The organism is Flavobacterium sp. GCM10022190 (assembly GCF_042656445.1).
In the GTDB taxonomy this organism is placed as follows: Bacteria; Bacteroidota; Bacteroidia; order Flavobacteriales; family Flavobacteriaceae; genus Flavobacterium; species Flavobacterium nitratireducens.
The window spans coordinates 614,376-636,706 of record NZ_JBHSOQ010000003.1 but is presented as its reverse complement, the minus strand read 5'-3'; the positions used below and the strand labels follow the sequence as shown (position 1 = coordinate 636,706).

Below are 22,331 nucleotides of genomic sequence, written 5' to 3'. Positions count from 1 at the left end.
TATCTCTTAAATGATGCTTTTTAACAAGAATATTGTTCTTGCAGCTCTTTTTATGTCTTTTTTTTGCTATGATTCAGTAGCGCAAAAATCAGGAGGAGGATTAGCAAAAGGAAAATATACAGCTTTAGTTAACCCGTTTATCGGAACGGCTCCACTTTTGGATACTAAAATAATTGGTTATACTCCGCCAGCAGACATGAGGGTATGGGCAGGTCTAGTATTTCCGGGTTCATCTGTACCTAATGCTATGGTGCAATTGAGTCCAATGACTAAATATAGATCAGGAGCTGGTTATGAGTATGAAGATTCAAATATTTTAGGATTTACTCATACTAATAAAGGACACTGGAATTTATGTCATATCCCTATTTTACCCGTGTCTAAAGGTGCCACTTTTCCATATAAATCAAGTTTTAGTCATAGTAAAGAAAAAGCGAGTCCTGCTTATTACGAAGTTTATTTGGATGATTATCAGGTTAAAGTAAAATTAACTTCTACACTTCGATGTGGAATTCACGAGTATACTTTCAAGAATAATAAGGATAGAAAGGTATTGTTTGACTTGGGTAAGGCAAATAATAATGTTGATGATTGGCAAATTAAACAAGTAGGGGAAAACATAGTTAGTGGTTTTCAAAGAACAGGTGGAGAGAAAATATATTTTTATGCAACTTTAAGTAGTCCTATTGATAAAATAGATATCAATAATATTGGTAAAAGTGGAGGTTATTCTTTATTACATATTAAAAACACGGATACTAAAGCTGTGACTGTTAAAATAGCCTTGTCATTTGTAAGTGTTGAAAATGCTGCTGAAAATTTAAAAGCTGAAGTTGGAAACAAAAATTTCATTAAAATTTTTGAAGAAGGTAGTAATGAATGGGAAAATTTACTTTCGAAAATTCAGGTAAAAGGCGGTAATGAACAACAAAATGTGATGTTTTACAGTATGTTATACCGTTCTTTTTTATGGCCTGCTTTACGAAGTGATGTAAACGGTCAATTTAGAGATGAAGCTGGAAAAGTTAGAAAGGAATCTTACCACTATTATACTTTGCCTTCACTTTGGGACGACTACAGAAATAAGTTGGTTCTATTAAGTATCTTCTCCCCTAAGGTAACTGGAGATATTATTAGCTCAATGATTAATGAGGGAGAAATTAAAGGTTTTATGCCTACTTTTTTCCATGGAGATCATGCGGCTTCTTTTATTGCAGGTTCTTATATGAGAGGAATTCGTAATTATGATGTTAAAAAAGCGTATCAATTACTACTAAATAACGCATACAAAGAAGGAGGAACAAGACCTCATATTTTGAAATATATTGAAAAAGGATATGTTCCTGAGCAAGATATTAAAAATCCAACTATCGAAACCAAAGCAAATGCTGGTGTTACAAAAACTTTGGAGTATGCTTACGATGATTATGCACTTTCTTTATTAGCTAAAGAATTAAACGATACCGAACACTTTAAAGACTTGTCTACACGTGCTAAAAATTACGTGAATGTCTTTGATAAATCAAGTACTTTTATGAGAGGAAGATTAGCTGATGGGACATATATTACACCATTCAATCCTGAGTTTCCTTATTATGAATACATGTATAGAGAGGCAAATGCCTGGAATTTATCTTTCTTTGTTCCACATGACATGAAGGGATTAGTTGAATTATACGGGGGAGTTAAACCATTTGAAGCAAAATTAGATGAGTTTTTTACTAAACCATGGAATCCTAACTATATAGCTTGGAACATTTCTGGTTTTATAGGTCAATATTGTCATGGTAATCAACCAGCTCATGAGGCACCGTTTTCTTATTATTTTATAAATAAACCTGAAAAATCACAGGCCAGAATCGATGAGATTTTAGAAACCATGTACGGTATTGGTCCTGAAAAGTTAGCGATGAGTGGAATGGACGATGCAGGTGAAATGTCTTCGTGGTATGTTTTTGGAGCTTTAGGACTTTATCCTCTGTCTCCTGCTGATCCTGAATACATTGTTACAGTTCCTATTTTTGATGAGGTTTCTTGGACTACACCCGAAGGGAAAAAGCTTATAATTAAAAATGCTAACAAGAAAAGAAATTTAAAAGCCATTACAGTAGATGGGAAAAAAATTGATAGTTATTTTATTCCTCATACTTTGTTTAATAAAGGAGCAACTGTTGAGGTGTTAACCCAATAATGTTATAGAAGGCTATTTTTTTTAATAGCCTTCTGTAGTTAGATGGCATTAAATTTTTTCCGTTTTAAAGGAGTGGTTTTTTTGAGCCTAAATCTTCCTTTTTTGTTTGTTTTTCTGTGTTTGACGCATCATTTCAACACAATTATGAAACAAAATGGGGCTTCAATTGATGGAACTAAGTACTACTTTAGCAAACAATAAAAAGAATGTTTTGAGTTTAAATTAGGTTTATAAACTTTAAATCAGATCTGATTTGATTTATGAGATACAGTTGTAAATCGTGATTTTTTGTTTCGTACAATTCTCAAAATTTTCTTTTTTTTAAAATAACCAAACCAAAAAATATGAAAAACAATCATGTAATTGTACTTGCAGTACTATTTTTATTTTCGGCTGTTGTGTACTCACAAAAAACAAATTTTGAAGTAACATCTCCTAATGGAGAATTAAAGGCAGTAGTAAGTTTAGGTGATAAAATTTACTATTCCATTCGTTCAGGAAATGAAGAATTAACTTCTAAGAATCATCTAGGATTAATACTAAAAAATGAAACTCTGGGTTTAAATCCGAAACTAATCAATGCTAAATCAGGTAAAGTTAATGAAGTTTTGAAGCCAGTAGTGCCACTTAAATTTTCATCAGTACCTAATATTTATAACTTTTTGATTCTAAATTTTAAAGATGGTTTTTCGGTTGAGTTCAGGGCTTTTGATGAAGGAATAGCTTATCGATTTATTACTGCTAAAAAAGGTGATATCGAAGTCGTTAATGAAGATTTTTCATTAAACTTACCTAATGAAGATTTATTGGTTTTACAACAAGCTGATAGTTATAAAAGTAATCAAGAAGAATACTATTCTAAATCTAATGTAAAAGATTGGACAGCATCTGCTAAGATGGCAACGCTTCCATTTTTAGTGGATTCTAAAAATAAATACAAAATATTAATTAGCGAATCAGATCTTTCCGATTATCCATGTATGTTTTTGAAAGGAAACGGTAAAAATATTAAAGCGGTATTCCCAAAAGTTCCAACCGAATTTGGTCCAGATGGCGATCGTAGTCTAAAAATTTTAGAAGAGGCAAATTACATTGCAAAAACTACTGGAAGTAGAAATTTTCCTTGGCGTTATTTTGTAATAGCAAAAGAGGATAAAAAACTAGTAGAAAACACCATGACTTTAAAGTTAGCTCCTAAAAGTGAAATAAAAGATAGTTCATGGATACAACCAGGTCAGGCTAGTTGGGAATGGTGGAATGGTGCCACACCTTATGGTCCAGATGTTAATTTTGTATCTGGATATAATTTAGATACTTATAAATATTATATTGATTTTGCATCTAAATATGGTATTAAATACATCATCATGGATGAGGGTTGGGCTAATTCAACTACAAATCCTTACATACCCAACTCTAATGTTGATGTAAAAGAATTAATTAGATATGGTAAAGAAAAGAAAGTTGGTATTGTGTTGTGGCTTACATGGTTAACAGTAGATAGAAACATGGAGCTTTTTAAAACTTTTAAAGAATGGGGCATATCTGGTGTGAAAATTGACTTTATGGATAGAAATGACCAAGTTATGGTTCAATTTTACGAAAAAGTTATAAAAGAAGCGGCAAAATATCAGATTCTAGTTGATTTTCATGGAGCATTTAAACCTGCAGGTTTAGAATATAAATATCCTAATTTAATTTCTTATGAGGGAGTTAGAGGTATGGAATATATGGATGGTTGTAAACCAGATAATAGTTTGTATTTTCCATTTATGCGAAATGCAGTAGGTGCCATGGATTATACTCCAGGAGCAATGATTAGTATGCAGCCTGAAGTGTATAGGTCAGAGCGCCCTAACTCTGCAAGTATAGGTACGAGAGCTTATCAAATGGCTTTATTTGTTGTTTTTGAAAGTGGTATTCAAATGCTTGCTGATAATCCGTCACTGTATTACAGAGAAAAAGAATGTACCGAGTTTATTACAGCTGTACCAACTACTTGGGATGAAACAAAAGTGTTAAAAGCCAAATTAGGACAGTATGCTATTGTAGCTAAGAGAAAAGCTAATAAATGGTTTATAGGAGGTATTACTAATAATGCCGAAAGAGAAAGAACTTTCAAACTAGATATAAATTTTTTAAAGGCAGGGAAAACCTATAAAGTTACCTCTTTTGAAGATGGAATTAATGCAGGTTATCAAGCTATGGATTACAGAAAAAAGACGTTTACTATTAATAACAATACTGTTATTGATGTTAAAATGTCTAGAAATGGTGGTTGGACTGCTGTTTTAGAAGAATTATAGTGAAATATAATTTTAAATGAAAGGTATACTCGATTTAATATTCGGGTTTTAAAAATATAAGAAAGATGAATCTTAAACTAATAGCTTCAATTGTTGTTCTTTCAGTAGCAAATTTTATTGAAGCACAACAAGTACAGCTACTAAAGAAATCACTTGTAGGTGATAGAATTGTTGAATTTGTACCAAAAGGTTTTGATGTCACTAAGACACCCTCACTAATTTTAAGGGCTGAACTTTTTCCAAAAGGGGATGTTCCTTCAAATTGGTCTTTGTTCCCTGAATTCATTTTTGATGATAACAAAGCTAGTGCTGTTTTAAATCTAAATGGAGAAGTTAGCCTTTACGGAGGAGGAGAAGTGACAGGACCTTTATTACGAAATGGTCAGACCATAAAATTATGGAATACTGATACAGGTGCTTATAGTGTTGAAGGCGGTAAACGTTTGTATCAAACTCATCCATGGGTTATGGGTGTTAGAAAAGACGGTACTGCTTTCGGAATTATATTTGATAGTACATGGAAATCAGAATTGATTACAAATTCAAATCAAATCAGATTTAATTCAGAAGGAGCTTTATTTAAAGTTTATATTATTGACAGAAGTTCTCCGCAAGAAGTTTTGAAAGGGCTTTCGGAATTAACAGGAACTATTAAGTTACCTGCTCGTTGGACTTTAGGTTATCATCAATGTCGTTTTTCATATGATAGTGAAAATCGCGTGATGGAAATTGCCAATACATTTAGAGAAAAAAACATTCCTTGTGATGTCATTTGGATGGATATCGATTATATGCAAGGTTACCGAGTTTTTACTTTTGATAGTATTCGATTTTCAAATCCAAAACGATTGAATGATAATTTGCATAGTAAAGGTTTCAAAGCTGTTTATATGATAGATCCTGGTGTGAAAGTAGATAAGGACTATAGTATTTATCAATCTGGCACTAAAAATGATGTTTGGGTAAGAAAGAATAACGGTGAAGAGTATCATGGCAAAGTTTGGCCAGGAGATTGTGTATTTCCTGATTTTACGGTGCCCAATGTTAGAAATTGGTGGTCTAATCTCTACAAAGATTTTTTAAGTACAGGAATCGATGGTGTTTGGAATGATATGAATGAGCCAGCAATCAATGATAATGAATTACCTGAAAAAGATAGATTAGGAACAATGCCTTATGATACACCTCATAAAGGTGGTGGTAATTTGTCCCCAGGTCCTCATTTATTGTATCACAATGCTTTTGGTAGATTGATGGTCGAGGCGTCTTATTCTGGTATTTTAAAAACGAATCCTGATAAACGCCCATTTTTACTTACGAGATCCAATTTACTAGGAGGTCAAAGATTTGCGGCAACATGGACTGGTGATAATTACGCTAGTATGGAACATCTAAAATTGTCTGTGCCTATGTCACTTACGTTAGGATTATCTGGGCAACCTTTTAATGGACCAGATATTGGTGGTTTTTTAGGTAATACTAGTGGTGATTTATGGGCAAACTGGCTTGGATTTGGTGCTTTTATGCCTTTTGCTCGTGGTCATGCTTGTGCCGGAACAAATGATAAAGAACCTTGGGCTTACGGTATAGAAATTGAAAAATCGTCTCGTATTGCTTTAGAAAGGAGATATCGTATGTTGCCTTATCTATATACTCTTTTTTACAATTCTACTAAAAATGGAATGCCTGTAATGGCTCCTGTTTTTTTTGCAGATACAAAAAACCTTCAGTTAAGAGGAGAAGAACAAGCATTTTTATTAGGTGAAAACCTTTTAGTTGTTCCTGCATTTGCTCAAGATCCAAATCTTCCTACTGGCATTTGGGAGGAAATTAGTCTAGTTGATGGTGATTTGCAAGATAAATATCAGGCTAAGATTAGTATTAAAGGAGGAAGTATAGTTCCAGCAGGAAAGATTATTCAAAATGCAGGAGAAAATTCATTTGATCCATTAACCCTATTAGTTTGTTTAGACAAAAACGGAAAATCTAAAGGCGAGTTGTATTTAGATGCTGGTGATGGTTTTGGTTTTGAAAAAGGAGATTATGCCTTAGTGAATTTTACCGCACAGAAAAAAGGAAATAAAGTGATAGTAAAGATTTCCAATGTTGAGGGCAAAAGAAAGGTGAGTGGAGATTTAGATAAAATAAATGTCAATTTATTTTTAGAAGGGAAAAAATACACAGGCTTTGGTTCTTTTAAAGAGGGTGTTGTAGTGTCTTTAAAATAAGAAATTGTCATACATTTTCAAGCAGATAGCTTTACTTATTATCTTTCAAATTCGAGAGAATAAGTAAAGCTATCTGCTTTATAATATCCTACATTCCATTCTAGTGGTCTATTTCCGGGATCATATACTGATCGTTTTCTTTTTAACAAAGGATCACCGCTTTTGATTTTTAGTTTGTCGGCTAAATCTTGGGGTGCACTAATGGCGCTAATTTCTTCTTTTGAAAGTTTGGCTACAGTGTTATAATCTTTTTCTAATATTTCATACAATGGACGTGAAAAATCCTCTTCACCTGTTAGTCCAATTCTAGGATTAAAATAAGAAATGAATAAAACGAATGGATATTTTTCACTACCTCTTAAGCGTTCCAGTTTAATTATTTTTGTTTCTTCATCAATATCAAAATAACGACACAGCTTTTCATCAGGATGAACCCAACTTATATGTAGTTCATAATCTTTAGCGGTTAATCCCATTGCTTTCATTTCTTGTGAAAAACTAAGCCAATTTGATGCTCTTGATGTGATTCCTGTTTTTTGTACAAAAGTTCCTGTTCCTTTTTTTCGAACTAATAAACCTTCGTAAACGAGCTTATTTATTGATTGTCTTAAAGTATTTCGGGATATTCCTAATTGCTTAGAAAGATCCATTTCGTTTGGGAGTTTCTCACCATTTTGTAAATTATCATTAGTTATTGCTTCTCTAAGCTGTTCTTCTATTTGAAAATGTAGCGGAATGTGACTTTTATGGTCTAGAGTAATTTTCATTAATTGATAATTCGTTAAAGTATTAATTAGTTGACAGTAATTTATTTACAACCAATGGATTCTTTGTATTGTTACTGTTGCAAAGCTAATTTTTTTTCTAATAATTCATAAAAATATTTTGTGAAGTTAATTTAATTTATTTTCTTTGTTCTGTTAGTATGTATATACATATATACATGTATACATACGGAAGTCTTTTTGAATTTTAATACTCTATTTTTTATGTCTTCGTTTTATTTAGGAATTGATATAGGAGGTTCTCATTTTTCTGGGGCGGTTTTCAACACCGCTAGTGCCAGTATTGTTGAGGGTTCCTATTGCAGTATTGCAGTTCAATCAAGTGTTGGGGCAAGTGAGTTTTTGGTTCATTTGGATGATTTAATCAAGAAGATAGTAGGAGTTTCAGGATTGTCTATACAAGATATTAGCGGAGTTGGAATAGCTGTTCCTGGTCCTTTTGATTATGATAAAGGAGTGTCTAGTATATATGGAGTTCAAAAATGGGATTCTTTGTTTGGGTTAAATTTGGCGGTCGCAATTAGAAAGTTAATAAGTGATTGTCCTGTCTATTTTTTAAATGATGCTGAAAGTTTTGCGCTTGGTGAATATAATGCTGGAGCAGCAGTGCTAAGTGATAAAACAATTCTTTTGACCTTAGGTTCTGGTTTTGGTAGTACATTTTTGGATAAAGGAATAGTACAGGTTGATAAATCTGAAGCTGTTCCTGAAAATGGATATCTATATAATATTTCATTCAAAGAAGGAATTGCAGATGATTATTTCTCAACCCGTTGGTTTATTAATTCTTGGGATAAATTAGGTAGAGAAAAAATTAATAGTGTTAAAGAAATTGCTGTTTTAGCATCAAAAAACGATGAAGATGCTATTCGCATATTTGATGAGTTTGCAGATAATTTCATTGAATTTATAACGCCTTGGTTGTCCTTGTATCAACCACATGATTTAGTGCTGGGAGGAGGAATTGCAAGAGGGAATCAATTTTTTATATCAAAAGTCCAATCTTTTTTTTCAAAAATAAACAATACAAAAATCAGTATTTGTCACTTATGGGATAAAGCTGCTATAGTTGGTGCTGCAATGCATGCAAAAAATAATTCACACAAAAATAATATGTTAGATCAGAATTTTAATTGGCGCAAAACCGAGCAATTTTTAGCTCCTGCAAAGAAAGATGTTATTAAAAGTACTTATGAGGTTTATCCATCGTTTCCGGTAGGAAGTGGTAAGATAAAGTATGGTGCTAAAGCACTTGCTCAATGGATTTCAAAACACAAAACGGTTGTTATTGATGGTTATGATGGAGTGTTTTGGGATAAAGTTGTAGAGAGTTTAGATGCTGAGTTATCTCAATTAGGCCACAAAGTTAGTTGGTTCCATTCGGATGTTGCTATGAAAACGGAGGAGGAATTAGATCAAATGTTGGTTGATAGTTTGGGTGGTGATGATCCTTTGTTTGGTAAAATTACTGAGAAAGATCTTATTGATTGGTTTGACGCGGATAAATTAAAAGCTATAAAACCTGATCCTGCTTCTGATATTAATATAGTTATGGGATCTGGAGCTGCACTTGTAGGCTGGGAAGCCCCGGTTATATATTTTGATCTTCCTAAAAATGAAATTCAATTTAGAGCTAGAGCAGGTAAGGCGACTAATTTAGGTGTGAAAAAAGTCATTGATAATAGACGAACTTACAAGCGTTTCTTTTTTATTGATTGGGTAGTTCTTAATAAACATAAAAGTAAGTTATTGCCTTTTATTGATGTTATTGTAGATGAACAAAGACCTGATGAATATTTATTTATGGAAGGTCAGGACTTAAGAGATGGATTAACTGCGATGGCATCTAATGTTTTCAGACCTCGTCCTTGGTTTGAGCCTGGAGCTTGGGGAGGTAGTTGGATGAAAGAACATATGGAGGGTTTAAATACTGATGTTGATAATCTAGCATGGTCTTTCGAGTTAATGGTGCTTGAAAATGGATTACTTTTTGAAAGTGATGGTTTTCTTCTTGAAGTTTCCTTTGATTTTATAATGTTTAACAATTATAAAGATGTATTAGGTGATTGTGCTGAAAGGTTCAAATATGATTTCCCAATTCGATTTGACTTTTTAGATACTTTCGATGGAGGTAATCTGTCGATACAATGTCATCCTAGTCCAGATTATATTAAAGAGCATTTTGGTATGCCTTTTACCCAAGATGAAACCTATTATATAATGGATTGTAAAGAAGATCCTGTGGTTTATTTAGGATTCCAAGAAGGTGTTGAAGAAGAAGAATTTCGCAACGCTCTTATAGATAGTCAACAACAAGTTAAAGAACTTGAAGTTGAAAGGTACATCCAGAAATTTGAAGCCCAAAAGCACAACTTATACCTTATTCCTCATGGAACTATACACGCCTCAGGAAGTAACAATTTAGTGTTAGAAGTAAGTAGTGCACCCTATATTTTTACATTTAAAATGTATGATTGGTTGCGATTAGATCTTGATGGAAAACCAAGACCAATAAATATCGAGCACGGAATGAACAATGTGAATTTTAATAGAAATGGTGCTTCAGTAGCTACCGAATTAATTTCGCATCCGTATGTAATTACACAAAATGATGATTTTGTTTTAGAGCATATGCCAACACATGCCGATCATTTTTACGATGTTCATAGATACCGCCTTTTTGATAAAGTACATATTAAGACAAATAATAAATGTCACGTATGGATGCTTGTAGAAGGGCAGGCTATAGAATTAGTTACCGAAAATGGTTATAAGCAAATTTTTAACTATGCAGAAACTTTTGTAATTCCTGCATCAGCAAAAAGCTATACCATAACAAACATTAGTAAAACCGGTGATGCACTTTTAGTGAAATCATTTGTTAAGTAGATAACACTTTTTATTAACCAACCAAACCATTATGAATTTATGAAACAAGACCATGTGATTGGTATGACTCCAACTTTTTTGATGTCAGCCAAATTAAAGTTATTCATTTTTATTATTTTTTTATTTAGCATCAGTCAAGTTGAAGCTCAAATTAAAGTTTCGGGTACTGTTTTAGATAGTAAAACATCCGAAACAATAATTGGTGCTACAGTTGCAGTAAAGGGAACTTTAAAAGCTACCATTACTGATGCAAATGGAGCATATAGTTTAGATGTTCCTGAAAATGCTGTTATTGTTGTATCTTTTATTGGCTATCAAAATGCTGAAAAAGCAGTCAATAAAAGTCCTGTCCTTAATTTTTCATTGATTGAACAAACCGATGTTTTAAAAGAAGTAATTGTTGTAGGTTACGGTACTCAAAAACGTTCTAATATTACTTCTTCGATAAGTAAAGTAGGGTCTGAGGTTTTTGAAAATCGTCCTGTAACTTCTGCAGCTCAAGCCTTACAAGGTACAGTTCCTGGTTTAACTATACAACAAGGATCTAATGAACCTGGGCAAGGTACGAGTATAAATATTAGAGGTATTGGAACTTTTCAATCAGGTACATATCCATTAGTTCTTATTGACGGAGTAATTGGAAGTATTGATAATATCAATCCTAATGATATTGAAAGTGTTTCGGTATTAAAAGATGCTTCGGCAACAGCGGTTTATGGTTCTAGAGCTGCTAATGGTGTAATTCTTATTACAACAAAAATGGGTAAGGGTGGTAAAATGAGAATTTCATACGATCAAATCTATGGATTACAGCAACCTACAAACATGCCTAAATATGCTAAAGCTTGGGAATATGCTGAATTAAGAAATGAAGCTTTGATTAATTCTGGATTACCAGCAAAATATACACCTGATCAAATTCGTGATTTTAGAAGCTTAGGTGACGGAACAGTTTGGTTAAAAAAATTGTACAAAGAAAGTGCACCACAATCTTCTTACAACCTAGCAGTTCAAGGTGGAGATGATAAAACAACCTATCATTTGTCTGTAGGTCATTTAAACCAACGTAGTATGTTTGAAGGTAATGATGAATTTGGAATGAAAAGAAACAATGCTCGTATGAACATTAATTCTAAATTATCAGATAAAATTACAGTTACAGCTTCAGGAGCTTATAATGGTTCTACTATTAAAGAACATGCATACTGGACAAACTGGCTTATAGAACAAGCAACAAGAATGCCTGTAATTTATGGTATTCAGGATGAACAAGGGAATTTTACATTACCTAGCGGTAGTAATTCTAATGCATTGGCCAGACTGACTAAAGGGGGGATGAGAAGATTCGAGAATGATAATTTTATTGGTAACCTTAGTTTAGAATGGGCAATTATTAAAGATCTTAAATTAAAAGGTTTTTTTGGAGCCAATGTATCTAATAACAATGCACATGAGTTTAGAAAATCAATTGATTATGCTCCGTACGCTGGAGGTGGTGACAATGAAAGTTCTGTAATGGATCGATTTGATAAAACTACTTTAATAAACTCGACTGTGACATTAAACTACAATAAAAGAATTGGAGAAAATCACGATATATCAGCCTTATTTGGAGTGAGTGAAGAAAGTAGCAAAAGAAGATGGTTTCAAGCACGTAAAATTGGAATTCCAGGTAACGAATTTGGGATGTTAGGAAATGGAGCGCTTACGGATGAGGGAAGTACTTTTGGTAACGCTGAACAATGGGGTATTCATTCTTATTTTGGTCGTTTAAATTATTCATATAAAGATAAATATATCGTAGAGGGTAATTTAAGAACTGACGGTTCTTCTCGTTTTGCTGCCGATAATCGTTGGGGAGTATTCCCATCTTTTTCTGGAGCATGGCGCATCTCTAAGGAGAATTTTATGGAATCAATTTCTAATACGTTAAGCAATTTAAAAGTTAGAGCTTCTTGGGGACAAGTAGGTAATCAAGATATTGGGTTGTACCAATACTTAAGAACTGTATCTATTAGTACACAAGCATATTCATTTAATGACAATTTAGCTCACGGAGCTTATTTTAGTCAAGCAAATCAAGATATTGCTTGGGAGAAGAGTGAAATGATTGACGTAGGTTTAGAAGCTGGTTTTTTCAAAAACAAATTGAATTTTGTATTTGAAGTATACAATAAAGACTCTAAAAATGTTTTAGTAAGCAATTTACCAGTTCCAGGAACTTATGGTAGTGGTTCTCCAGTGCAAAATATTGGATCTATCAATAATAAAGGTTACGAGTTGTCTATTAATTATTTATTTAATACAGCTGGGGTTAAACATTCGGTTACTGCTAATCTTTCTGATAACGTAAATGAAGTTACTAATGATGGTGGTAGAACTTTAATTAGTGGATTTGATGTAGTATCGATTCTTAAAAATGGTTATCCTATCAATTCCTATTATGCTTTAAAAAGTAACGGTATTTTTCAAAATGCAGATGAAGTGGCTAAAGGACCAATACAAAACTTTAACGCAGCTGGAGCTAAACCAGGTGATTTGAGATATGTAGATAGAAATGGAGATGGTGTTATTAAGGAGGAAGACGATCGTTTTATCTTAGGAAATCCATTTCCACGCTACACATTCGGATTTAACTATACTGCAAATTGGAAAGGTCTTGATTTAACTGTTTTTATTCAAGGAGTTGGAAAACGTAACACTTGGATTAGAGGAGAAGGAGTAGAAGCTTTTCATAATAGCAATGAAGGACCAGTTATGGATTATCATATTGATCGTTGGACTACGGCGAATCCTAATGCATCTTATCCAAGGTTAACTATAGGTACTGAATCGGCTAATAATGCAGCTAGATCTGATTTTTGGATTCAAAATGCAGCCTACGCTAGATTAAAAAATGTTCAATTAGGTTATACTATTCCTGAACAATATACTCAAAAGATTGGTATTAGTAAGTTTAGAGCTTATATTACAGGGCAAAATCTTTTAACACTTACTAAATTAAAAGCAGGTTATGATCCTGAAATTAATTCAGGAGATGCTACTAGCGGTCGCGTTTACCCAGTGACTAAAGTACTTGCGTTAGGTCTTAATATTAATTTTTAAAAAGAATCCAAATGAAAACAAATTATATAGTATTGGCATTTTTTCTATGCCTTCTTTTTGGATGTGAAAGTTTAGATACACCACTTTTAGATAGAGAATCAGATATTTCATTTTGGGATAAACCAGATGACGCGTTAAATGCATTAAATAGTTGTTATCCAGATTTATTTGGTGCAAATCAGTTTATATTTTCAGAGTCTTTATCTGATAATTCATACACCAAGAGCAATAATGGATCTTTAGTACGTGATGTTGCAAATGGAAGTTATGGTACTTCAGCTGATTTAGTTAGAGAAGTATGGAATGCTCGTTATGCTGGTATTAAACGTTGTAACATTTTATTAGGTAATATCGATAAAGTAAGCAATATCGATGAAAGCTTAAAGCAACGATACATTGCTGAAGCTAGAGCAATTCGTGCTTATCATTATTCTATTTTGATGAATCATTTTGGAGATGTTCCATTAGTGAAATCAGAAATTAGCATTGAAGAATCACGTACAATAGCAAGAGCTCCTAAAGCAGAAGTTTTACAATTTATTTTAGACGAATTGGACGCAGCTATGATTTTGCCTACATCCTATACTGGTCCAGATAAAGGACGTTTTACTAAAGGAGCAGTAATGGCTTTAAAAGCGAGAGTACTTCTTTGTGAAAACAGATGGAGTGAAGTTGCTCAAATTTGTAATGATATTATTAATGGAGGAGTAGCAGGAAATCTGGATTTATTTAGTAATTATTCAGGTCTTTTTAAACCAGAAAACAAAAATAACATCGAAGTATTACTTAATGTAGAGTTTATGCCTATCAATAGAGAACATGGAATTCAATATTTCTTAATACCTCCATCAATTGGTGGTTATGCAGCTATTTCACCAACACAGGAATTAGTAGATAGTTATATTTTATTAAATGGTAAAACAATTGCTGATCCATCTTATAATGAAAATAATCCATATGCTAACAGGGATCCACGTTTAGATGCGACTGTAATCAGAGACGGATCTCAACTTCAAAACCCAAATGGTTCTTTTAGTACAATAAGAACAGCTTTAGGAACAGGTACTGATGCAATTAATAATGCTTCAAATTCAACACCTACAGGTTATTACGTAGCTAAGTTTTATGATAGAACAGCTCGTAACTTGTCAAATTCAGGTTCGAATTTAATCCTTATTCGCTATGCAGAAGTATTATTAATGTACGCAGAAGCAAAGTTCAAATTGAATCAGTTTGGGGCTAATGAATGGAATGCAACGATCAAAAAATTAAGAACAAGAGCTGGTTTTACTGATCCAGCAGCATTAAACTTTCCTAATCTAACAGGAACAGCAATGGAGGAATTAATTAGAAATGAACGTCGTTCTGAGTTAGCAATGGAAGGACTTAGATTAATGGATTTAAGACGTTGGAAAATTGCAGAAAACAAGCTTAATGGTTGGATACACGGTATGAAAACAAATGAAGATGCTATTGATAATGGTTATGTTCGTATCGAAAATAGAATTTTTGACGCTGGAAAAAACTATTTGTGGCCAATTCCTCAAGCCGAGAGAGATTTGAACAAAAATCTTTCACAAAATCCTAATTGGTAATTAAAAAAAGAAATCATGAAAAAGTACTATTATATACTGTTTAATTTTGTTGCCATTTTGCTTTTAATGGGCTGTGGTAATGATGAATATGCTTTAAAAGTGGGTTTTGAAGCCCCAAAAGAACTTATAACACCAATAAATAATGAGTTTATTGTAGTTAATTTAGAAAGCAATACAAATACTTTGTTCCAATGGGCAAAATCTAGCTCTCAATATGGAGGAGTTGTATTATATGAAGTGGTTTTTGATAAGGTTAATGGTGATTTTTCAAATCCTATTGCTACAATGATGTCTTCTGGAGGTGGGGGAAATAATTATCTTTCATTAACACCTAAACAACTTGTTAATTTAGCTAAAACTGCAGGTATTGGTATTGACTCTGAAGGCCAAATTAAATGGAAGGTTTATGCTTCTCAAGGAGGTGAAAGAAAAGTAACTACCCAAGAAAATATTTTGCGTATTAAACGTCCTTCAGGAATAAGTGATATACCAAATGATTTATACGTTTACGGTGATGGTTTTGAAACCAAGACATTAGCAACCGCGATGAAGTTTAAAAAAATTGAGGATGGAGTATTTGAAATATATGCTGCTCTTACTAGTGGTTCTATAAATCTTAGTAATTCAATCAATGACGGAAAAATGTTTTATGGTCTAGATAGTCAAAATAAACTTACCGAGTCAGAAACAGCATTAGCTATTCCTGTTTCAGGAACTGGAAAAGCGTATCGTATAGTTGTAGATTTTAATTTGCTTAAAATAGTTTACACTGAAATCCAATCTATAAAAATGATTCGTACTTGGCAATACAACCTTGGGGATTTGGTTTATGTTGGTAATCACAAGTTTGAAGTAAAAAATATTTCGTTACCTTATTTTTATGATTGGGGATATCCAGAGGAAAGATATCGTTTTAGAGTAACAACAAATGCAGGAACTGAAATATGGGGAAGCTACCATAATGACGCTATGAATGCGTCAAATATTCCGGGATTAACTGCTTTTAATGTTCAACCAGATGGTAGACAACCAAGTGAATATTACAATGTTTATAACTTAGCAGATATACCAAGTCCAGGACAAAACGCAGATTGGACAGGGATGTATAAACTACCTTTAGGTTCTGTAGATAAAATAGCGGATGTAACAATCAACATGTCTCCTTCAGGAAGCTACAAGCATACTGTTTCAGTAAAATAAAATAACCGGCTGCATGCAAATGCAGCCGAAATTAAAATAATTATGAAAAATATTTATAAAATAGGAGTAGTGCTTTTTATGGCATTATTTGCAAGCTGTCAGGAAAATCAAGATACAGAACTTACAACAAGTAATCCTGATGACAATGTTCCTCAAATAAGTTATAGAGCAAAAGCAAAACAAGTTTTTGACTTAATTCAACAAAATTATAAAATAAATAGTACGGGACTTTATCTTGAGAATTTTCCAAAACAACCTGGAGATAGAGAAAGCAGTTATTTGTGGTCATTAGATGGATTATTATCAGGTGTAAATCAATTAAAAGCACTTGGATTTGATGATGTAGCTTTAGATCATTCCTTTATCGCTTTGGAGAAATATTATGATACTAGACGTTCGCCTAGCGCATATGCAGCATTTCCAGTACAATACTCTCAGGATGATCGTTTTTATGATGATAACGCCATTGTAGCTCTTGATTTAATCGAGAATTATGAAATTACTCAAAATAAGGCATATTTAGATCGTGTAAAAGCGATAGCAGTTTTTAGTTTAACAGGTGAGGATAATAAGACCGGTGGAGGATTGTATTGGAGTGAACAAAATAGAACAAATTTGAATAGTGACCTTTGTATGAAAGCAGTAAGTTCTACAGCTTTTACAGTTACTTATTTATTAAAACTATACCAACATACTAAAGATTCTCAATACTTGTCTTTTGCAACTCGTCTTTACAATTGGTTAAATTTATATATAAAAGATCCTGCAAGTAATTTATTTTGGAATGACATTAGAGTAAGGGATAATTTTGTAAATACAAGAAAGTGGACTTATAACAGTGGAGCTATGATTTCTAATAATGTTTTGTTCTATGAAATCACAGGTCAAGAGCAATATCTAACAGAAGCTCGTGCCATTGCAGCTGCAACTTTCACTAATTTTACAAGACTATTTGATAATAAACGTTTTTTTCCAGAACATGATTCATGGTTTAATGTATGTTTGTTTAGAGGTTATCTTGATCTTTTAAGACATGATACAACGGCTCAAAATTATGTAAATACATTTATTCAAAATGCGGATTATGCTTGGGAGAAAGCCCGTAATGAATATGGTCTTTTTTATGAAGATTGGTCAGGTGTTAAAGTTGGTAGAGATAAATGGTTGCTTCAACAAGCAGGTTTAGTAGAAATGTATGGACGTATTGCGTTGTTAAAAGGAGAGCATGAATAATGAGGAGAATAGTAATAGTAGTAACAACTTTATTAGCCTTACATTATTCGCAAGCTCAGACCAAAAACAAACTTTCATCTAAAATCTATAAACATAGATCAGAAGCTTTTTTTGAATTGGTAAACAACCTGTATTATATCCCTAAACATTCTTTGTTTTCGGAATATTACCCTAGTACAAATCAGCCTAATCTAAATTATTTTAATGATGGTGAAAAGGCCGCAAAGGAAGTTTCTTTTTTATGGCCCTATAGTGGAATAACATCTGCTATAAATGTGCTTTATAAATTAGATAAAAAAAAGTATAAAGCATTGCTCGACAAATTTGTTCAGTCGCAAAAACAATATTTAGATACAGTTAGAAAACCAAATGGTTATCAGGCGTATCCAACTCGTTTTGAAAAGGCTGACAGGTATTATGATGATAATGGTCTTGTAGGTATTGATTATATAGAAGGATATGCTAATACTAAAAACCCTGAATATTTAAAGAAAGCCAAAGAAGTTTTTGAATTCATTATTAGTGGTTGGGATAACACTCTTGAAGGAGGAGTAACCTGGTTAGAGGGCGTTAAAGATCAAAAACCAGCTTGTAGTAATGGCAAAGCAACTGTTCTGGCTTTAAAAATATATGAACAAACTAAGGATAAATATTATCTGGATTGGGGGTTAAAGTTTTACAATTGGATGTATACTCATTTACGAGCGGAAGAGGGAATTTATTGGAATGATATGAAAACTGCTGATCGATCCATTTTAAAAACCGCTTGGACTTACAATACAGGAACAATGTTACAAGCAGCAGTTAGTTTGTATAAGATAACAAATGACAAAAAATATTTGATTGAAGCTAAATCATTAGCCGAAGGTTCTTATAATTATTTTGGAAAAAAACAACCTGATGGAAGGATTTCTATATTAGATAATGCTTGGTTTACCACAGTATTGTTTAGAGGTTATCAAGATTTGTATGAGGTTGATAAAAATTCAAAATATATTAATACAATTATAACTAATTTAGATTACGCTTGGGAAAACGCTAAGGATAACAAAGGATTACTTTATAGTAATTGGAATGCGGATAAAGACGAGTATAAAACTCCTAAGTGGTTATTAGATCAGGCAGCAGTTGTGGAGCTTTATGCAAGATTTGCATTAATTAAGAAATAAATATAATTATAATATAAAATGAAGAAGATTGTAATCTTAGTATTTTCGGCCTTCGTAGGTCTAGCCAGTACTTCTGTAAAGGCTCAAAAAACGTATAAAAAATTATCAGACTATGTAGATCCTAATATTGGAACAGCTCACAGTCGTTGGTTTTTTTATACTCCTGCAGCTGTACCTTTTGGCTTGGCTAAATTAGGGCCTTCAACTAATGCGCACTTAGGAAATGCACAAGGTTGGGAAGCTACGGGATATGATGACAGAGATACATCTATTGAGGGTTTTGCATGTTTACATGAATTTCAAATTGGAGGTATCGTATTGGCACCAACAGTGGGTAAATTACAAACTAGACCTGGAAGTTTAGAAAATCCAGATGAAGGTTATCGTTCTCGATTTGATCGTAAGGATGAGTATGCTACTGCAGGATATTATTCTATTTTATTAAAGGATTATAATGTTAAAGCTGAACTTACGGCTACAAAAAGAGTTGGATTTCAACGTTATACTTTTCCTAAATCTTCTCAGTCTAATATTATTTTTGATATTGGAAATCGTCAAGGTGAAAGTGGTGCTGTTAAGGAATCTAAGGTTACAATTACTAAGGATGGTAGAATTGAGGGATATGTTATCACGTTACCAGAGTACGTAAAAAAATATCAAGCTGGCGCCGATGTTGCAATGTATTTTTCGGCTGTTGTAGATAAGAAACCTATTGCTTTTGGAACTTTTAATAAAAAAGAAACACGTTCAGGAGCAGTTTCGATCGAAGGGGAGGGCTCAGGTGCTTATCTTACTTTTAATACTGAGGAAAATGAGACAATTACTGTAAAAATTGGATTGTCATATACTTCTATTGCTAATGCCCGTTTAAACCTAGATACGGAAGCTAAAAAGCTTGACTTCAATAAAGCTAGAAAGCAAAGCGATCTTACATGGAATGAATCCCTAGGAAGAATTTCAGTTGAAGGAAAAAATCAAGTTGATAAAGTTAAATTCTATACAGGATTGTATCATGCCTTGTTAGGAAGAGGATTAGGAAGTGATGTAAATGGTGCTTATCCAATGAATAATGGTGGAATAGGTCAAATCCCATTGGATAAAAAAGGTAAACCACAACACCATTATTATAATACAGATGCTATCTGGGGTGGATTTTGGAATTTAACTCAATTATGGTCTCTAGCATATCCTGAGTATTATGCTGATTGGGTTCAAGCTCAATTACTTGTATATAAAGATGCTGGTTGGCTGGGTGATGGAATTGCTAACAGTAAGTATGTTTCAGGGGTTGGGACTAATTTTACGGGACTTGCAATTGCTTCTGCTTACAATAGTGGAATTCGAAATTTTGATGTTGAAAAAGGATATGAAGCGGCTCTAAAAAATGAACTAGAATGGAGAGGAAGAATCGAAGGTGCTGGTAAAATGGACGTGCAACAATTTGTAGAATTGGGATACTCTCCTCAAATAGACAATATAGGATTTGATACTAATGCTAAAGGTTCTGGATTTTCGGCATCTCACACATTAGAATATTCTTATAGCGCTTATGCTGTTGCACAATTTGCAAAAGCCTTAGGGAAAACTAAGGATTATGAAAAATTAATCAAATTGTCAGAAGGATGGAAATTACTTTATGATAAGGAAACTAAATTTATTAGACCTAAACATGAAGATGGTAAATTTGTTGCCAATTTTGACCCATCACAGCCTTGGAGAGGTTTTCAAGAAGGAAATGCATGGCAATATACTTTTTATGTGCCTCACAATGTAACTGAATTGGTTGCTACTTTAGGTAAGGATACCTTTAACAATCGTTTGAATGATATTTTTGAAAAATCTCAAAAAAATGTTTTTGGAGGTGGTACTAAAATTGATGCTTTTGCGGGTTTATCAGGATTTTATAATCATGGAAATCAACCTAATCTGCATATTTCTTGGTTGTTTAATTATTCTGGGAAACCTTATTTGACTCAAAAATGGGTTCATGCTATTTGTGATGAATTTTATGGAACTGAAGGTATTCATGGATATGGATACGGACAGGATGAAGATCAAGGTCAGTTAGGAGCATGGTATGTTATGTCTTCAATAGGTTTATTTGACGTAAAAGGACTTACAGATATTAATCCTTCTTTTCAAATAGGAAGTCCATTGTTTGACAAAGTAATCATTAAACAAGCCAAAAAATCTGGACGCAAAAATTTTGTAATTGATATAGCTAACAATTCAAAATCTAATGTGTATCTACAAGACGTGAATTTAAATGGGAAACAATTAGATAATTTATCTATTGACTTAAAAGATATTACAAAAGGTGGTGTTTTGAAAATCAATGTAGGAAGTGAACCAAGTAACAAGTGGTCTAATTAATAATTTAAGTGTAATATGAATAATTCAAAATCAATAGTTATTAAGCTATTCCCAATTTTATTTGGTTTCTTTATCATGGGGTTCTGCGATCTAGTAGGTATTTCGGTTACTTATGCTCAGGAACAGTTTAATTGGAGTGAAACACAAGCAGGATTTTTACCTTCTTTAGTTTTTTTATGGTTTTTTATTTTGTCTATTCCTGCTGCATTAGCGATGGATAAATACGGGAGAAAAAATCTTGTTTTATTGGGATTAGTATTTACTTTGATAGCAACATTTATTCCTATTATTTCCTTTACGGAATCGACATGTTACATTACCTTCATCCTTTTAGGGGTGGGAAATACCATATTACAAGTGTCTCTAAATCCTTTGATTACTAATGTGGTGAGTGGTAAACAACTAAGTAGTTTTATTACTGGGGGACAATTTATTAAAGCAATTTCATCTTTTACAGGACCATTAATTGTGGGCTATTTTTCTTTGCAATATGGTTCATGGGAAAAAAGTTTTTATGTATACACTGCAATAACTTCTATATCTCTAGTTTGGTTGTTTTTTACAAAAATTGAAGAATCAGCACAAGAGGGAAAAACAGCAAGTTTTAGTAAAACACTAGGCTTGTTAAATAACTCTAATATATTGTTGTCTTTTTTAGGTATTTTATGCGTGGTAGGTTTGGATGTAGGAATGAATACAGTAACCCCTAAATTATTGATCGAAAGAGTGGGACTGGCTAAGGAAGCAGCAACTTACGGAGCTAGTTGGTATTTTGCCGCTCGTACCATAGGTACTGTTTTTGGAATTTTTCTTTTAGCAAAGTTTTCAGAAAAATCTTTTTTCAAAATCAATATGATGGTAGTTGGGCTAGCCCTAGTAGGTTTATTGTTTGTGCAAGAACAAATGGTGATCTTAGCTTTAGTTAGCGTAGTGGCATTTGCTTCATCAAGTATTTTTGCAGTAATCTATACACTAGCCATAAAATCACAACCTTCATTAACAAATGAAATATCAGGATTAATGATTACAGGTGTTGCAGGAGGTGCAATAGTTCCGCCTTTGATGGGATTTGCTACTGATGCACTAGGCTCGCAGCAAGGTTCATTAGTAATACTTTTATTGTGTAGTGCTTATTTGCTTTTCTGTTCGTTTAAATTAAATTCTTCCAGTTAAAAATAATTTATAAAGCAATTTATAATTAAATGTAGTTTTTTTTTATTGTTAATTTGTACTGTTAATCTTGTACGAATTTGAAAC

At 32.9% G+C, this 22,331-nt stretch carries 12 protein-coding genes; 11 read left to right on the top strand and 1 reads right to left on the bottom strand.

Features of this window, described 5'->3' with window-relative positions; all coding sequences use genetic code 11:
• Positions 1-10 precede the first annotated feature (10 nt).
• The 3 genes from ACFPTQ_RS12785 to ACFPTQ_RS12775 all read left to right on the top strand — a co-directional run bounded on the left by ACFPTQ_RS12785 (position 11) and on the right by ACFPTQ_RS12775 (position 6,725).
• On the top strand, positions 11-2,191 hold the full coding sequence (locus ACFPTQ_RS12785; protein WP_379777920.1) for a GH92 family glycosyl hydrolase: 2,181 nt from the start codon (positions 11-13) through the stop codon (positions 2,189-2,191).
• 344 nt (positions 2,192-2,535) lie between these two features.
• Entirely contained in the window at positions 2,536-4,497 is a 1,962-nt protein-coding gene (locus ACFPTQ_RS12780; protein ID WP_379777919.1) for a glycoside hydrolase family 97 protein, read from the top strand.
• Between the two features lie 65 nt (positions 4,498-4,562).
• The gene (locus ACFPTQ_RS12775; RefSeq protein WP_379777918.1) at positions 4,563-6,725 is read left to right on the top strand and encodes a TIM-barrel domain-containing protein; all 2,163 of its coding nucleotides are present in this window, start codon (positions 4,563-4,565) and stop codon (positions 6,723-6,725) included.
• 38 nt (positions 6,726-6,763) lie between these two features.
• On the opposite strand, the gene ACFPTQ_RS12770 is transcribed toward ACFPTQ_RS12775, so the two are convergent.
• Positions 6,764-7,492, bottom strand: coding sequence for a GntR family transcriptional regulator (locus tag ACFPTQ_RS12770; RefSeq protein ID WP_379777917.1), 729 nt, complete (start codon positions 7,490-7,492; stop codon positions 6,764-6,766).
• A gap of 222 nt (positions 7,493-7,714) precedes the next feature.
• Between ACFPTQ_RS12770 and ACFPTQ_RS12765 the strand changes: the two genes are divergently transcribed.
• The 8 genes from ACFPTQ_RS12765 to ACFPTQ_RS12730 are packed head-to-tail and all read left to right on the top strand — an operon-like array spanning position 7,715 to position 22,247.
• Entirely contained in the window at positions 7,715-10,399 is a 2,685-nt protein-coding gene (locus ACFPTQ_RS12765) for an ROK family protein (RefSeq protein ID WP_379777916.1), read from the top strand.
• A gap of 39 nt (positions 10,400-10,438) precedes the next feature.
• Positions 10,439-13,504, top strand: a complete 3,066-nt coding sequence (locus tag ACFPTQ_RS12760; protein WP_379777915.1) for a SusC/RagA family TonB-linked outer membrane protein — start codon at positions 10,439-10,441, stop codon at positions 13,502-13,504.
• Between the two features lie 11 nt (positions 13,505-13,515).
• Entirely contained in the window at positions 13,516-15,099 is a 1,584-nt protein-coding gene (locus ACFPTQ_RS12755) for a RagB/SusD family nutrient uptake outer membrane protein (protein ID WP_379777914.1), read from the top strand.
• 15 nt (positions 15,100-15,114) lie between these two features.
• Positions 15,115-16,299 (top strand): SusE domain-containing protein, encoded by a 1,185-nt coding sequence (locus ACFPTQ_RS12750; protein WP_379777913.1) that lies wholly within the window; start codon positions 15,115-15,117, stop codon positions 16,297-16,299.
• Between the two features lie 42 nt (positions 16,300-16,341).
• Complete coding sequence (locus tag ACFPTQ_RS12745) at positions 16,342-17,532, top strand: glycoside hydrolase family 76 protein (protein WP_379777912.1); 1,191 nt, start codon at positions 16,342-16,344, stop codon at positions 17,530-17,532.
• Positions 17,532-18,701, top strand: a complete 1,170-nt coding sequence (locus ACFPTQ_RS12740; protein WP_379777911.1) for a glycoside hydrolase family 76 protein — start codon at positions 17,532-17,534, stop codon at positions 18,699-18,701. Before ACFPTQ_RS12745 ends, ACFPTQ_RS12740 begins: the two co-directional genes overlap by 1 nt.
• 18 nt (positions 18,702-18,719) lie before the next feature.
• Complete coding sequence (locus ACFPTQ_RS12735; RefSeq protein ID WP_379777910.1) at positions 18,720-21,074, top strand: GH92 family glycosyl hydrolase; 2,355 nt, start codon at positions 18,720-18,722, stop codon at positions 21,072-21,074.
• A 15-nt stretch (positions 21,075-21,089) separates the two neighbouring features.
• The gene (locus ACFPTQ_RS12730) at positions 21,090-22,247 is read left to right on the top strand and encodes an MFS transporter (RefSeq protein WP_379777909.1); all 1,158 of its coding nucleotides are present in this window, start codon (positions 21,090-21,092) and stop codon (positions 22,245-22,247) included.
• Positions 22,248-22,331 lie beyond the last annotated feature (84 nt).